The organism is Arthrobacter sp. D3-18, assembly GCF_054408525.1.
Map to the genome: position 1 here is coordinate 3295732 of NZ_CP096440.1, position 14789 is coordinate 3310520.

Sequence of the window (14789 nt, forward strand, 5' to 3'; positions counted from 1 at the left end):
ATGCAGGTTGACGTTGTAGTTGTTGGCGGAGGAGCCATGGGATCGGCTGCCGCGTGGCAACTCGCCCGGGCGGGTCGCTCGGTGGTTCTGTTGGAGCAGTTCGAGGCCGGACACCACATCGGCGCATCCCACGGCGCCACCCGCAACTTCAACACCGCCTACGCAGAAGCGGACTACCTGGACCTGCTCGCCGAGTCGAAAATCCTCTGGGACGAGCTCGCCGCAGAGCACGGCGCACCACTCCTGGATATGGTGGGGCTCGTGAACCACGGAAACGTCCCCCGCCTGCAACAGGTGAGGGAAGCACACGAGGCCCGTGGCATTGAAAGCTACTTCATCTCCCCCGATGAAGCCGCCAACCGCTGGCTGGGAATGAATTTCGCCACCGATGTCCTCTTTGTGCCAGGCTCCGGCCGGATCCGCTCCGCTGACGCTTTACTCGCGCTGCGAAAATCAGCTGAAGCCCACGGTGCCGTTTTTGAATACTCGACGCCGGTTAAGGACATCCGCGTCACCGGCGGAGAATCAGCGGTGGTTGTCACGGAGGACGTGGAGTACACAGCCAGGCGCGTGGTAGTTACGGCCGGTGCTTGGACTCCGAAGCTCATCGGCAAGCTCACTGATCTGCCGGCATTGGTGGTAACCCAAGAGCAGCCGGCCCACTTCACTCCCAGGGATAACACGCTGGTGTGGCCGAGCTTCAACCACAGCCCGGACCCCGATCCGAACAACGAAGCGTACGAGTACTGGTACAGCCCCGTCTACGGAATGCTCACCCCCGGCGAAGGCGTGAAGGCCGGCTGGCACGGAGTTGGTCCGGTCATGGATCCGGACGAGCGCACGTTCGAGCCCATCCCCCACCAAATGGAAGCCTTGGTGCGGTACGCAGAAGAGTGGCTTCCCGGCGTCGACCCTTCCACCGCCGTGCCCATCAGCTGCACCTACACCACCACGCCCAACGAGGACTTCGTGCTGGACCATTTCGGTCCGCTGGTGGTGGGCGCTGGTTTCTCGGGTCACGGTTTCAAGTTCACGCCGGCTATTGGCCGGGTGCTGAAGGACATCGTCGACGGCGGTGTGGCACCGGAGCGGTTCCACGCGGAACGGTGAATCCACACTTAAAAGCAACCGGCCCGCAGGCATTGCCTGCGGGCCGGTTCCGTTATGCCGGGACTACTTCAGGGTCGCGAGGACCTTGTTGAAGGTAGCCGACGGGCGCATGATCTCAGCGGCCTTGGCGGCGTCCGGACGGTAGTAACCGCCGAGGTCGACGCCGGGACCCTGGACTGCTGCCAGCTCGCCGACGATTGCCTCTTCGTTGGAGGTCAGGGCTTCAGCGATTGCGGCGAAGTCCTTGGCCAGCTCGGCGTCTTCGGTCTGCTTGGCCAGTTCCTGGGCCCAGTATGTGGCCAGGTAGAAGTGGCTTCCACGGTTGTCCAACTCGCCAACGCTGCGGCGCGGAGACTTGTTTTCCAGCAGGAACGTACCCGTGGCGCGGTCCAGCGTGTCAGCCAGGACCTGTGCGCGGGCGTTACCCGTGGTGGTGGCAAGGTGCTCGAAGCTCACGGCCAGCGCAAGGAACTCGCCCAGGCTGTCCCAGCGGAGGTGGTTTTCCTTGACCAGCTGCTGGACGTGCTTGGGAGCGGAGCCACCGGCGCCGGTCTCAAACAGGCCGCCACCGTTGATCAGCGGAACGATGGAGAGCATCTTGGCGCTGGTGCCGAGCTCGAGGATCGGGAACAGGTCCGTGAGGTAATCGCGGAGGACGTTACCCGTGACGGAGATGGTGTCCTCGCCCTTGCGGATGCGCTCCAAGGTGAAGGCCGTGGCCTCAACCGGGGAAAGGAACTTGATCTCCAGGCCCTCGGTGTCGTGGTCCTTGAGGTACTCGTTGACCTTGGCGATGAGGTTGGCGTCGTGGGCGCGGGTCTCGTCCAACCAGAACACGGCCGGAGTCTGGGAAGCGCGGGCACGGGTGACGGCCAGCTTGACCCAGTCGCGGACCGGGACATCCTTGGTCTGGCATGCGCGCCAGATGTCGCCCGGGAAGACCTGGTGCTCGGTGAGGACGTTGCCCTTGCTGTCCACGAGCTGGACAGTGCCGGCTGCCTGGATCTCGAAGGTCTTGTCGTGGCTGCCGTATTCTTCGGCTGCCTGTGCCATGAGGCCCACGTTGGGAACCGTACCCATGGTGGTGGGATCGAAGGCACCGTTGGCACGGCAGTCGTCCAGCACAACCTGGTAAATACCGGCGTACGAGCTGTCCGGGATAACAGCCAGGGTGTCGGCTTCCTTGCCGTCCGGGCCCCACATGTGGCCGGAGGAACGGATCATGGCAGGCATGGAGGCGTCAACGATGATGTCGGACGGGACGTGCAGGCTGGTGATGCCCTTGTCGGAATCGACCATGGCCAGCGCCGGACCGTCTTCGAGGCCCTTGGTGATGGCTGTCTTGACGCCCTCGCGGACGTCCTCGGGCAGGTCTTCCAAGCCGCTGAGGATGGCTGCGAGGCCGTTGTTGGGGCTGATGCCTGCGGCGGCGAGCTGCTTGCCATAGGTGTCGAACAGCTCGGAGAAGTAAGCCTTGACCACGTGGCCGAAGATGATGGGGTCCGAGACCTTCATCATGGTGGCCTTCAAGTGTGCGGAGAAGAGGATGCCCTCTTCCTTGGCGCGGGCAACCTGAGCCTTGAGGAACTCATCCAGTGCCTCGGCGCGCAGGACGGTAGCGTCCACAACTTCGCCGGCCAGGACAGGGAAGTCCTTCTTCAGGACCTTGGTGGTGCCGTCTTCGCGCACCAGCTGGATGGTCAGGGAGTCGTCGGCCTTCAGGACCACGGACTTCTCGTTGGAGCGGAAGTCGTTCTCGCCCATGGTGGCAACGTTGGTCTTGGAGTCAGCGGTCCAGGCACCCATGGAGTGTGGGTTCTGGCGGGCGTAGTTCTTTACCGACAGGGGTGCACGGCGGTCCGAGTTGCCTTCACGCAGCACCGGGTTCACAGCGGAGCCCTTGATCTTGTCGTAGCGCGAGCGGATGTCCGTCTCGGTGTCCGAGGAGGGGTTGTCCGGGTAGTCCGGGAGGGCGTAGCCCTGGGCCTGGAGCTCGGCGATGGCAGCCTTGAGCTGCGGTACTGAGGCGCTGATGTTGGGCAGCTTGATGATGTTGGCTTCCGGCTGCTTTGCCAGTTCACCAAGTTCAGCAAGGGCGTTGCCCGTGCGCTGTTCTTCAGTCAGGAAATCACCGAAGACGGCGATGATGCGGCCGGCCAGCGAAATATCGCGGGTCTCAACCTCCACTCCTGCGGTCGAGGCATACGCTTCCACAATCGGCAGGAATGAGTAAGTTGCCAGCATCGGCGCTTCGTCTGTGTGGGTATAGATAATCTTGGCCATTGGCGGGGTTCTCCCTGAAAGTCTGCAGATTTCAACATCTCTAACTTACCCGAGTAGACGGTTTTGACGGCCCTTCGTGTCCGGGATCACGTGTTCGTTACCACTCTCCGGTGATTAGCGCCCGACGGCGGCCTGACCGCCTTTGCTGCCCGCCGCCGTCGAGCGCTGGCTGCTTTCCGTTCCGGCTTGCCTCCCCCTGACGCTGCCCCGAGCGGGCCGCCATGACGAAACGAGGGCGAACGCTAACAATAGTTCGGCAATGTCGCCGGCGTAGTACATGAGCTCTCCCGCTTGCCTTCGCTCCACGCTTTGGCCGGTGACCTGGACAATCAGGCCCGCGTAGAGCAACTGGGAAATGACCGCGTGGCCGGCGATTGCCACGCCCAACACCACCAGTCGGGCTGGGACGGAGGGCCTTCGTGGAGCAGGATCCGGTCCGGCAATCGCCCAGGCGAAGAGGATTCCGGCTGCAATGAAGTGGACATGGATGAGCATGTGCAGAGTGGGGTTATGCGTTGCTGCCTCGTACAGCGGCGTGAAGTACAGGACTGCCAGGCCGCCGACGTTGAGGACCAACGCCGTGACGGGGTGCGCGATGACATGCACGGGTCTGGAGCGAAGGATTCGCCCCAGTATTCGGCCCTGTTTCCGCGGAATAGTCCGGAGCAGCAGCGTCCCGGGCGCCCCGAGGACCAGCCCGATGGGCGCATACATGCCGATCAGGAGATGCTGGAACATGTGGGCGGGCAGGCTCCCGTGCCGGTAGGGCGAGAGTTGCGGGGCCAGGCCGACTCCTAGGACAACCAGCCCTGCGAGGAAGAGGACCGTTCGCCAGCGCGGCCAACCCTTGGGTTGCTTGCTTTGCTGAGCAGCCAAGACCACATACACGGCTGCGAGCGCGATGAGGATGATCAGGATGCCTGGTGGGCCGGTCTCGACGTGGTGCTGGTGCATGCGTCAGCGCTCCCGTTGCGTGGGTCGCACGCTCAGCGGTTCGCGCTGAGTGCGTCTCCCGCTGCGCTGAAGCAGCCAGCCGCCCACCATCAACAGCCCACCGAACACCAGGAACAGAACATCGGCCACGAGTTGGAACTCGCCGGTGATCACGTGATGGATGCCCAGGATCTGGTGGTCGATGAGGCCCTCCACCACGTTGAACAAACCCCAGCCGAACAACATCCAGCCCCACAACAGTCGCGAGGCCCAGACCCTGTTCCGGAAGCGCGTGTCGTTCAGCCGCGAGTAGAGCATCCCGAGCCCGATCAGTACGGCCAGCCAGGTCACCGTGTGGAATAACCCGTCCCATAAGGTGTTCATTTGCAGACCGTGAACGGTGGTCACGGGGTAGGCGCCGACGTCGATATTTGCCGTCTCTGAACTGGACAACATGTGGTGCCATTGGAGAATCTGGTGGAGCAGGATTCCGTCCACGAACCCGCCTAGGCCGATTCCCAGAATGATTCCCGGCAGGCCGACATCCCCCAGCCTGCGGCCGAATTTGCTGTCCGATGATGTTTGGGCCATGTCTGCTCCCATCCGCCCCAACCAGATACACAGTACCCTTAGTACCTCATGCAATCCACGGCACGCGCAACCGCGCGCCAAAGCGACCTCGCTACTTAACAAGGAAGTGACAGCAAATTATCACAAACTATGAAACATCTCTTTACAAACTTGTCATACGTTCGATACCTTCAATTCCGTCAGTCGGCGGTCGCCATCACTGACCGCCTCACTCCCTCGATAGGTAGGAACAACGTGACAAAAACCAAGACCCTGGCCACAAGCCTGCTGAGTCTGTCCGCTGCCGCAATCCTGGCGCTGGTTGGAACCACCAGTGCCAACGCGGCTCCGGCCAACAACACAGACTCCAGCGGCGCTGCGGTCAGCAGCCATGTAGTGTCGGACGCCGGCGCTGCAGACTACTGGACGACGGAACGCATGAAGAATGCCAAATCCGGCGAAATCCTTGCCGCCAAAGCACTGGAACGCGGCAAGCTCCTCAACCTCGGCAAAGCCCCGGTCACTGAAGCCCCGGGCGCCGTCAGCAGCATCGCAGGGCAGCCTGCAGCAACCGACTCCAAGACAATTGACCGGAAGGTGAACCAGAGCGAAACGCCGGTCAAGCACATCGGCAAGATCTTCTTCACCCTGGGCGGCTCCAACTACGTCTGCTCAGGCAACTCCGTCATCGCAGCCAACAAGAGCACCGTGTCCACCGCCGGACACTGCCTCAACGAAGGCCCAGGCGCTTACGCCACCAACTTCGTCTTCGTTCCCGCCTACCTCAACGGTGCAGCACCCTACGGGAAGTGGACGGCAAAGGCGCTGTACGCCCCCACCCAGTGGGCTTCCAACGGCAACATGCAGTACGACACCGCGTTCGCCGTCATGAACACCCTCAACGGCCAGCGCCTCGCCGACGTCGTAGGTTCCTCGGGCGTCCAGTTCAACGCCGCCCGCGGCCTGAGCTACAAGGCCTTCGGCTACCCTGCAGGCTCGCCCTTCAACGGTGAATCGCTCAAGAGCTGCTCCGGCAAGGCCACCAACGATCCCTACAACCCGCAGTTCAACAGCCAGGGAATCCCCTGCAACATGACCGGTGGATCCTCGGGCGGTCCGTGGTTCATTGGCACCAGCTCCACCGGCTACCAGAACTCCGTAAACAGCTACGGATACGGCAGCAACTCCACCACCATGTACGGCCCGTACTGGGGCACCGTGATCCAGTCCACGTACAACACTGCAGCGGCGGCTTCGTAGCCGTCCTGATGTATCTGGCACGTCCCTGTTAAGCACGACGGCGGCCGTCCCCTTCCGGGGGCGGCCGCCGTTGCGTTGTGCTGGAACTTTTAGTGGAAGAAGTGGCGTGCTGCCGTGAAGTACATCGTGATGCCGGCAGCGTTGGCTGCGGCGATGACTTCCTCGTCACGGACGGAACCGCCCGGCTGGACGACGGCGCGGACACCGGCGTCAATCAGGATCTGCAGCCCATCAGCGAACGGGAAGAACGCGTCCGAGGATGCAACGGCACCGCGTGCGCGCTCCGGTGCGTCGCCACCGCTGGTGTTGGACGCGCCGCCTGCACCTTCGACGTCGGACTCCACCTTCACGCCCAGCGTGTTGGCGCGCTCCACGGCCAGACGGCAGGAGTCCAGGCGGTTGACCTGGCCCATGCCGATGCCGACGGCTGCACCGTGGTTGGCGATCAGGATGGCGTTGGACTTCGCAGCGCGGCAGGCAGTCCAGGCGAAGGCGAGGTCAGCCAGGGTTGCTTCGTCGGCGGCTTCGCCGGCTGCGAGGGTCCAGTTGGCGGGGTTGTCGCCGTCGGCGTCTACCTTGTCGCTCATCTGGACGAGGACGCCACCGGAAACCTGGCGCATCTCGGAGGGGTAGCGGCCGTAGCCCTCGGGCAGGGCGAGGAGGCGGATGTTCTTCTTCTTGGAGAGGATCTCCACGGCTTCGGGCTCGAAGTCGGGGGCGATGACAACCTCGGTGAAGATGTCCGCAACCGTGCGGGCCATGCCTGCGGTGACGGTGCGGTTGGCAGCAATGACGCCACCGAAAGCGGAGACGGGGTCGCAGGCGTGGGCCTTGGCATGTGCGTCAGCGATCGGATCTGCGGCGTCGGCGGAACCAACAGCTACGCCGCAGGGGTTGGCGTGCTTGATGATCGCAACGGCGGGCTCTGCGAAGTCGAAGGCAGCGCGCAGGGCGGCATCGGCGTCGACGAAGTTGTTGTAGCTCATGGCCTTGCCGTGCAACTGATCAGCCTGGGCGATGCCCGCCGGAGCAGCCTTATCCACGTACAGTGCGGCCTGCTGGTGCGGGTTTTCGCCGTAGCGGAGGACCTCGGAGCGCTCCAAGGACAGACCGGCGTAAGCGGGCCAGTCGATGATGCCGTCGCCATCTTCGTCCAGGAACTGGCTGGCGGTCCAGGTGGCCACAGCGTTGTCGTAGCTGGCCGTGTGCGCGAAGGCCTTGGCAGCCAGGCGGCGACGGGTGTTCAGGTCGAAACCGCCGTGTGCTGCGGCGTCGACTACTGCGCCATAGAAGTTCGGGTCGGTGACAATGGCGACGGCGGCGTGGTTCTTGGCAGCCGAACGCACCATGGCGGGGCCTCCGATGTCGATCTGCTCAACAACGTCGTCCTGTGCCGCGCCGGACTTCACAGTCTCGACGAATGGGTAGAGGTTCACCACAACGAGGTCGAAGGTTTCGATCTCCATGCCGGCGAGGGTGTCCATGTGGGCCGGGACGCGGCGGTCGGCCAGGATGCCGCCGTGCACGCGCGGGTGCAGGGTTTTGACGCGGCCGTCCAGCATTTCCGGGGAGCCGGTGACTTCTTCGACTTCCTTGACCGGGATGCCTGCGGCGGCGATCTTCTTGGCGGTGGAGCCGGTGGAAACAATGGAGACGCCCGCTGCATGCAGGCCCTTCGCGAGCTCCTCCAGTCCCGTCTTGTCGTAAACCGAGATCAGTGCACGGCGGATGGGAACACGGTCAAGCTGCGTCAAGCTCACAAAAGTCTCCGTCTTAGTTCGCGTAGATGTCGCGGGTGGTGGGATACGGAGAGTTTATCGTGTTTCGTTGCCGCCCCGGTTTTGCGTCTTGGGGAACCCCTTGCGTTGCGAGGCCCACTCTGCACCCCTAGCGAGCCCCAATCCCTGCACACCAGGCCCCACAAACCCACCCCGCCCGTTGCGAGGCCCACTCTGCACCCCTAGCGAGCCCCATACCCTGCACACCAGGCCCCACAAACCCCGCACCAGATGCGGGCTCTACGACGCCGGCCCTCGCCACCCGCGCGACACCAACGCTTCGCGCACCTTACGTTCGGCGTTGGCCCATCCACTTTTCATCTGAACATCCGAGAACTTCAGCACGATCCACCCCAAGGCGCGAAGACGGTCGTCGCGTTCGATGTCCTTTCCCCACTGCACGGGGTCGGACCGATGATGATCCCCCTCATACTCCATGGCAATTTTGTACTCCTTGTATTGGAGATCCGGCGTGGATACGTACCTACCGTGTTCATCGAAGACGGGCTGCGTGACCGCTGGCTCCGGCAGCCCGGCGTCGACGATTTTCAACCGCAGCCGGGATTCCTGAGGAGAGTCCACCCCGACGCGCAGCAACGGCAGTATCTCCCGGGCCATCCTGATCCCCTTAACCTTGGGGCGCCTGTCAATGACTTCCTGGATCGCTTCGATCGACGACAACGGTTCGTCCCGTGCCAACAGAAAGTCTCCGGCCGCCACGAGCGAAGACCTCCCCAAATGCCGGGCCAAATCCACCCAGGTCCACTCGGGCGACGTCAGTTGAACTCCGTTCACTGCACGAACATCTCGGGCCAGCAGCGGAGCCCGATGCCCGATCACACCGCGGCGCTTGACCCGACCGATCTCGTGTCGTCGCGTCACGTGAATAACGCCGTTGTTGCCCTCCTCCTCCAGATATATCGGAAGAGGGATCGACCACATGAGCGCAGCGGTCACATGGCTGACCGCACAACGGGGAGTGACGGCCGTATGCAGCCGTGCAAGTAGCGCCACGTTGGGGTTATCGCTCCGGTCAAGCCGGATTCCCCGGCTAGGTGTGACGAGGCCTGCCGATTGCAGCCTCCCCCGTGGCACGCCGGCCGCGTACGCGTCTCTGACAAGGAAGCCTCCCGGGTCGATCTCTCCCGGCAAAGGAATGGGTTTCCGCATTGGACCATGCTTGCCGGAAACGGTCAGCAGCGTTGCGTTATCCACAGATTTGGCCCCTAAAGGGCGCTGGACTGTTCCTCCACAGGCGTTGCGAGGCCCACCCTGCACGCAAAACACACCCGATACCCTGCAGAACAGGCCTCACAACTCAGGGCACAGGCGTTGCGAGGCCCACTCTGCGCGGCAAACCCACAAACAAGCACGCAGAGCAGGCCTCGCAACATAGGGTTGATCCATGGAAGCCACCGAGGTCGTTCTTGTTGCCGATGTAGGGAAGAGCCGCTGCCGCGTTGAGTTGCGCAGCGATACCGAGTTACTGGGCGCCGCCGACCAGCATGGCTTCCCCGGCGTACACGTGGACAACGGGCCCACCCTCGCGTTCGAGCTCCTCCTCGAGACGGTCAGCCTGTTGCCTCCCACGCTTCCCCTGGCTGGGGTTACCAGCGTTGGAGCGGCTGTGGCTGGCGTCGAAGCGTCCGCGGAAAAGTCGCAGGAACTCGCCACCATGTTGTCCCAAAGGTTCTCTGTTCCTGCGGCAGTCCTGTCCGACGCCACGGCCGCCCAACTCGGCGCACTTCAAGGCGCCCCCGGCACCACGCTCATCGTGGGCACGGGTGCCGTGGCCTTCCGCTTCGACGAAGCCGGCGTCCTGCACCGGGCCGACGGCTGGGGACCCTATCTTGGGGATCGCGGCAGCGGACGATGGATCGGTCAGCAGGGGCTCCAGGCAGTTCTTGAAGCGCACGACGGCGGCCCGGCCACGTCATTGTCGGCCGCAGCCGGCGCTCTGGTGGAATTACCGGAAATGCTTCCGGCGTGGCTCGCCTCAAACGAAAACCCCTACCGGGCGATGGCCCGTTTCGCGCCGCTGGTTCTGCACGCAGCGGAGGCGGGCGACGCCGTCGCACATGGCATCATCGCTGAGGCTTGCCGCATCCTGACCCATACCGTGGTGCTCGCGTCCGGCGGCGACAACGGCAGCACGCCGCGCGTGGCGATGCTGGGCGGAGTGGTGGAATCGGACTTCTTTGCTGCGCTCTTGCGGAAGTCCCTCGCTTCGGCTGGGATTGAGGTGGTTGCACCGCTCGGCGATGGCTTGGACGGTGCCGCCCTCGCTGCGACGCGCCGCGGGCTCATCCAGGAAAGGTACATCCACCGTGACGGAACAAACTGGCCCGACTAACGCCGACAAACTTGCGGGCCTGCGCACGGAACTCGCCGGATTGGCGACTGAGGCCACGGCCGAGGGCCTTGAAAACCTGGACATCCTGGGCACCGAAGAACTGGTTGCGGCGATGCTTGCCCACAGTGCAGGAGTACACGCTGCGGTTGAGGCTGCGAGTCCCGCCATTGTTCAAACCGTCGACGCCGTTGCGGAGCGACTCCAGCGCGGTGGCCGCCTTTTGTATGTGGGAGCCGGAACGGCCGGACGGCTGGGTGTGCTCGACGCAAGCGAATGCCCGCCTACGTTCGGCACCCCGCCTGGACTCGTCGTCGGACTTATTGCGGGCGGAGTGCAGGCGATCCAGAAACCCGTTGAGTATGCCGAGGACAACGCGACTGCCGGCGCGCGCGACTTGCACGACATCAACGTGACCGAAGCCGACGCCGTCGTGGGTATTACAGCCTCGGGCCGGACGCCCTACGTGATCGGTGCACTGGAAGAGGCCCGAAAGCGGGGCGCGTTTACGGCGTCGCTGGCCTGCAACAAGGGCTCAGCCGTGAGCCACCTGGCGGATGCCGCGATCGAGGTTGTTGTGGGTCCGGAGTTCATCGCGGGCTCCACCAGGCTGAACTCGGGCACGGCGCAGAAACTTGTCCTCAACATGATCAGCACGTTGGTGATGGTGAAGCTGGGCAAGACCTACGGGAACCTCATGGTGGATCTGCGGGCCACCAACGAGAAGCTGCTGGCCCGCTCGCAGCGGACGGTTCAGCATGCAACCGGCGTGGACGCGCACGAGGCTGCTGCTGCTTTGGACGCTGTGGGCGGTTCTGTGAAGGCGGCCATTTTGGTGCTCCTGACGGGCATCGAGGCTGGTCAGGCCAAGGGTGCTTTGGAAGAAGCCGGCGGTTTCCTGCGAAGGGCGATTGAGAACCAGAAGTAACGCGGACGGCGGTGTTGGCCCCAGCGCATAAAGTTGCATGCAGGAGGGCAAATGAATACATACACAGCCGTGCCCAGCGGCGAACAAGTTGTGCAGGAACTGCCATGGCGGTGGAAAGTCCAAGGACGGATTTTCCTGATCGGCGGGCTCGGGTTCATGTTCGACGCGTGGGATGTCACGCTCAACGGCATCCTGATTCCGCTGCTGTCCAAGCACTGGTCGCTGCAACCGGCTGACGCCGCGTGGATTGGCACGGCCAACCTGATCGGCATGGCTGTGGGCGCGTTCGCGTGGGGCACCATCGCGGACACCATCGGCCGCAAGAAGGCGTTCACTGCCACCCTCCTCATTTTCAGCATCTTCACGGTTCTGGGTGCTTTCGCCCCGGACATCGTGTGGTTCTGCATCTTCCGCTTCATGGCCGGCTTCGGCTTGGGCGGCTGCATCCCCGTGGACTATGCACTGGTGGGTGAGTTCACGCCCCGCAAGCAAAGGGGCAAGGTGCTCACGGCCATGGATGGTTGGTGGCCGATCGGCGCTGCGCTCTGCGGTTTCGTCTCGGCCGGGCTGGTTGCGGCCTTTGGCGACTGGCGACTCACCATGCTGATCATGGTGCTGCCCGCGCTGCTCGTGTTCTGGGTTCGACGTTCGGTTCCCGAGTCGCCGCTGTTCCTGATTCGTGCGGGTCGGCGAGCTGAGGCGGCCGCAGTGATTGATGGTTTGGTCGAGGCAACCGGTGCAGAGCCGCGCGCTTACAGCCTGCCCGAACCCCAGGCCGCACCGCGCCTCTCCCCCGGCAGCGCGTGGACGCAGCTCCGTCGGATTTGGGAGTTCAACTGGAAAATCACGACGGCGGCCTGGGCCCTGTTCTTCAGCATCCTGTTGGTCTACTACTTGTCGCTGACGTGGATGCCCCGGATTCTCATTGGTGCGGGATTCGAGGAGTACAAGGCGTTCGTCACGACGGCGAGCATGGCCGCCGTCGGACTCCTGGGCGTCATTGTTGCAGCGCTGCTCGTGGAGCGGGTGGGTCGTAAGTGGATCCTCGCCGTGACTGGCCCTCTGTCCGCGTTGACCCTGGTGATCGTGGCGATCGTGGTTGATGTGCCGTCGGCCGCGGTGTTCTGGCTGCTGGTGTTCGGGTTCGTGGTCCAGGTGGCCATTCCTGTGCTCTATGCGTATGTGTCCGAGCTGTACCCCACCGAGCTTCGCGGCTCGGGCTTTGGCTGGGCATCGACGTTCTCCCGTATCGGCGCAGGGTTCGGCCCTTTGGTGTTTGCCTCGTTCTTCTGGCCGGAGTTCGGGTTGGCGCAGTCGTTCGCGATGGCTGGTGGCCTGGTGCTGCTGTCCGTGCTGTGGATGGCGTTCTTCGCTCCGGAGACAAAGCAGCGCGTCCTCGAGTAACCCAACTAGGTAACAGCAAACGTCCCATTGAGCGCTCAGTGGGACGTTTGCTGTTGCCTAGTTGGGAGCCCACCCATGCTGCTCCAGCGCCCTCCGGACCTTGGCCACGGCGGTCGTCGCGCCCGTAGACATGTGGCGCTTGGAGATTCGCACAAGGATCCATCCGGCACGGCTGAAGTCCTCTTCACGGGCAATGTCCCTCACGATCTGCTCCGGATCCGAGTGGCCCTCACCTTCATATTCGACGGCGACCCGCCGCTCGCGATAGGCCAGGTCCGGTTGGCGCACGACGCCGGGACCTAGTTCTGTGCGCACGTTTACTTCCGGGGCGGGAAGCCCAGCCCGCTCAAGCGCCAGCCTCAGTCGCGTTTCGGGGGCAGAGTCGGCCCCCACGCAGGCTTGCTCCAAAGCGAGGCGGGCCTTCCGAATACCCGGTGTCCCCCAGTGTCTGTCCAGCATCTCCTCCAGCTCATCCGTAGTGCAGTGTGGCTCACTGCGTCCTTCGAATTCCGGCCTCGGTATACGCAGCAAATGATCGGCCACAACCGTGATCTCGTCGATATCCATCTTCCGCGCGCAATCCAGCCACGTCCGGGCACGGCTGGTAATAAGCAGGCCATCGAGCGTGGTGATTTCGTCTTCGAAGAACTGTCCCCTATGCCCGATCACGCCCCGGCGGCGAGGGATCCCGACGGTGTCAGGGCGGGAAATGTGAGTACCCGCCTCATGGCTGCGCGGGAGGAAACCGGGAAACCCCCAAAGAAGGAACGCCGTGGCATGCGAAGCCGCGGAGAACGGCGTGACCAACGTCAGGGGTCTGGCGCGATCGGTCAATGGCAGCTCGTCAAGGGAGCTGGGTATGTATATCTGACGGCTTGGTGAGTCCAGATCCCGGTAACGCAGGCGTCCAACTGACACTCCGGCGTCGAGCGCTTCCTGCCTTGTAAATGGTTTCGAAGTGAGGTCTGCCGGGAGCGGCCGCGAAGTCTTCATCAGCCCATGCTGACAAATGCGCCGAGGACTTGGGGAGTTATCCACAGCCCTTCGCCCCTGCCACTCAACTAGGTAACAGCAGACGTTCTAATCAGGGCTCATTGCGACGCTTGCTGTTACTTAGTTGGGTAAGGGGGTGGGTGCGGCGGCGAGGTCTGCCAGCGTCTGGACCAGCAGGCGGCGCTCCACAACCTTGATGCGCTCGTGCAGGGATTCTTCGGAGTCCTCGGGGAGGATAGCGACGGCTTCCTGCGCAATGATGGGTCCGGTGTCTACGCCGGCGTCGGCCCAATGGACTGTGCAGCCCGTAACTTTTACGCCGTATGCGATGGCGTCGCGCACTCCGTGGGCGCCCGGGAAGGACGGCAGCAGCGCGGGGTGCGTGTTGACGTACTTGCCGCCGAAAGCGTCGATGAAGTCGGCGCTCACAATCCTCATGAAACCGGAAGAAACCACCACATCCGGCTTGTAGGACAGGACTTTGTCGCGCAAGGCGGAATCCCATTCGGCGCGGGTTTCAAACGAGTTGAAGTTGACCACGAACGTCTCAATACCAGCCTCGTCTGCGCGCTCGACGCCGTACGTGTCGGGCCGATCCGCGCCCACAGCCGCGATCTCGACATCCAGTTCACCCGACTTCACGGCGTCGATGACAGCCTGAAGATTTGAACCGGTACCGGAGACAAGGACAACAATGCGCATTGCACTAGCTTATGGGCGGCTCGCGTAGGCTGGAAAACATGAATCCCGACGTCGGTTCCAAGCCGAGCCAACAACCCCGCTCCGAGGCCGAAAAGTCCGCCCTCGGCGTGAGCCAGAACCTCTTCCGTGCTTTCCTTTTGGCGGCTTTGGGTGCGTTCTTCGTGTTCTCGCTGAACGTGAACTACGTGTGGTTGAGCGCCATCCTCACGCTCGCAGCATTGGTGCTGGGCATCGTCGTCCTGGTGCGGACGCTGAAGCACAAGCACCCAAAACTGATGCTGTTCGGGACCATCTCTGGCCTGGTTGTCACCGCCGTCATGTGTTTGCTGATCCTGACATCCGTGCTTTTCTTCAACCAGGTCAGCACGTACCAGGACTGCTCACGCGGAGCTCTGACGGAATCCGCCAAGACACAGTGCCTGACGCAGCTCGAGGACTCAATGCCGGGCCCGCTGCGGTAAAGCCCGCTGCGGTAGTC

At 63.2% G+C, this 14789-nt stretch carries 13 protein-coding genes; 6 read left to right on the forward strand and 7 right to left on the reverse strand.

The window, feature by feature from the left end:
- A complete protein-coding gene (locus M1D89_RS17245; protein ID WP_498645342.1) occupies positions 1–1110 on the forward strand; it encodes an FAD-dependent oxidoreductase in 1110 nt (369 codons plus the stop codon).
- Positions 1111–1173: 63 nt separating this feature from the next.
- On the opposite strand, the gene M1D89_RS17250 is transcribed toward M1D89_RS17245, so the two are convergent.
- The 3 genes from M1D89_RS17250 to M1D89_RS17260 form a co-directional block, all read right to left on the reverse strand.
- Positions 1174–3393 (reverse strand): NADP-dependent isocitrate dehydrogenase, encoded by a 2220-nt coding sequence (locus tag M1D89_RS17250; protein WP_498645344.1) that lies wholly within the window; start codon positions 3391–3393, stop codon positions 1174–1176.
- A gap of 114 nt (positions 3394–3507) precedes the next feature.
- A complete protein-coding gene (locus M1D89_RS17255; RefSeq protein WP_498645345.1) occupies positions 3508–4347 on the reverse strand; it encodes a cytochrome c oxidase assembly protein in 840 nt (279 codons plus the stop codon).
- 3 nt (positions 4348–4350) lie between these two features.
- Positions 4351–4917 carry a DUF2243 domain-containing protein gene (locus M1D89_RS17260; protein WP_498645347.1) on the reverse strand — a complete coding sequence of 189 codons (567 nt, stop codon included), beginning with the start codon at positions 4915–4917 and terminating at the stop codon, positions 4351–4353.
- A 129-nt stretch (positions 4918–5046) separates the two neighbouring features.
- Here M1D89_RS17260 and M1D89_RS17265 point away from each other — a divergent pair, with 129 nt between their 5' ends.
- Positions 5047–6156 (forward strand): trypsin-like serine peptidase, encoded by a 1110-nt coding sequence (locus M1D89_RS17265; protein ID WP_498645349.1) that lies wholly within the window; start codon positions 5047–5049, stop codon positions 6154–6156.
- Between the two features lie 89 nt (positions 6157–6245).
- Here the strand turns inward: M1D89_RS17265 and purH are convergent, their stop codons facing one another.
- The gene (gene purH, locus M1D89_RS17270) at positions 6246–7916 is read right to left on the reverse strand and encodes a bifunctional phosphoribosylaminoimidazolecarboxamide formyltransferase/IMP cyclohydrolase (RefSeq protein ID WP_498645351.1); all 1671 of its coding nucleotides are present in this window, start codon (positions 7914–7916) and stop codon (positions 6246–6248) included.
- A 258-nt stretch (positions 7917–8174) separates the two neighbouring features.
- The gene (locus tag M1D89_RS17275; RefSeq protein ID WP_498645353.1) at positions 8175–9149 is read right to left on the reverse strand and encodes an endonuclease domain-containing protein; all 975 of its coding nucleotides are present in this window, start codon (positions 9147–9149) and stop codon (positions 8175–8177) included.
- Between the two features lie 190 nt (positions 9150–9339).
- On the opposite strand from M1D89_RS17275, the gene M1D89_RS17280 reads away from it, so the two are divergent.
- From M1D89_RS17280 to M1D89_RS17290, 3 genes are read left to right on the forward strand one after another with little or no spacing between them, the layout of a single operon-like run.
- On the forward strand, positions 9340–10287 hold the full coding sequence (locus M1D89_RS17280) for an N-acetylglucosamine kinase (RefSeq protein ID WP_498645355.1): 948 nt from the start codon (positions 9340–9342) through the stop codon (positions 10285–10287).
- Positions 10262–11212 (forward strand): N-acetylmuramic acid 6-phosphate etherase, encoded by a 951-nt coding sequence (murQ, locus tag M1D89_RS17285; RefSeq protein ID WP_498645358.1) that lies wholly within the window; start codon positions 10262–10264, stop codon positions 11210–11212. Before M1D89_RS17280 ends, murQ begins: the two co-directional genes overlap by 26 nt.
- A 51-nt stretch (positions 11213–11263) precedes the next feature.
- Positions 11264–12616: an MFS transporter gene (locus tag M1D89_RS17290; protein ID WP_498645360.1), complete on the forward strand. Its 1353-nt coding sequence runs from the start codon at positions 11264–11266 to the stop codon at positions 12614–12616.
- A gap of 57 nt (positions 12617–12673) precedes the next feature.
- Here the strand turns inward: M1D89_RS17290 and M1D89_RS17295 are convergent, their stop codons facing one another.
- Positions 12674–13609 (reverse strand): hypothetical protein, encoded by a 936-nt coding sequence (locus tag M1D89_RS17295; protein ID WP_498645362.1) that lies wholly within the window; start codon positions 13607–13609, stop codon positions 12674–12676.
- 120 nt (positions 13610–13729) lie between these two features.
- Positions 13730–14311, reverse strand: coding sequence for a phosphoribosylglycinamide formyltransferase (gene purN, locus M1D89_RS17300; protein ID WP_498645363.1), 582 nt, complete (start codon positions 14309–14311; stop codon positions 13730–13732).
- An 11-nt stretch (positions 14312–14322) separates the two neighbouring features.
- On the opposite strand from purN, the gene M1D89_RS17305 reads away from it, so the two are divergent.
- Positions 14323–14772: a hypothetical protein gene (locus tag M1D89_RS17305; protein WP_017197777.1), complete on the forward strand. Its 450-nt coding sequence runs from the start codon at positions 14323–14325 to the stop codon at positions 14770–14772.
- Positions 14773–14789: the final 17 nt, after the last annotated feature.